Source organism: Paenibacillus sp. KS1 (genome assembly GCF_001680695.1).
GTDB lineage: Bacteria > Bacillota > Bacilli > Paenibacillales > Paenibacillaceae > Paenibacillus_B > Paenibacillus_B suaedae.
In genome coordinates this window covers 1-589 of record NZ_MAIS01000288.1, presented here as the reverse complement: position 1 = coordinate 589, position 589 = coordinate 1, and the positions used below count along the sequence as shown (strand labels likewise).

Sequence of the window (589 nt, the reverse complement as noted above, 5' to 3'; positions counted from 1 at the left end):
ACGGAAAATGTTCGGAACCTGTTCCTCTTGAACCAATGGATTGCCCCAGATATCGTACGTATATCGGTTCAGTACGTTTCCTTGTGCATCTCGGATTTCGATAATATCTCCGTGCCCATTGGATACGTAATATTGCATACTCTGTCCCGGAACTTGACGTGCCAGCAGCTTGCCGTTCGAGTCATGGACATACGCCGCAGTAATTGTAACACTACCGCTCCCCTCTACCTTACCTTCCGCTACAATCTTCGCTCTGTCATCATAGTAGTAACGGGTCGTTACGCCACCTTCGGTTCGTTCTACCATCAGGCTGTCCCCATTATAGCGGTAGCTAACGGTCTTACCGTCTTCTGTTGTTACTTTGACTAAGCGGTTACGGCTATCGTAGGTGTAGTTAGCTCCCTTGATATCCGGTACCTGATCGCTTTGTAAGGTGCTGCGGTTATCCCGTTGATCGTACGTATATGCCTCATTAAATTGGCTTGATGTCTTGATTCGATTCAGCTTATCGTAGCTAAATTGATAACCTGCCTCATTATCGTTTTTAGCCGTGATATTTCGGTTGTTATCATAGGTATAGCTGTAGTTT

General features: G+C 45.8%; 1 pseudogene. It reads right to left on the bottom strand.

Annotated elements, in window-relative coordinates:
- Positions 1-589, bottom strand: a pseudogene (locus BBG47_RS28350) (RHS repeat domain-containing protein); the annotation flags it as partial.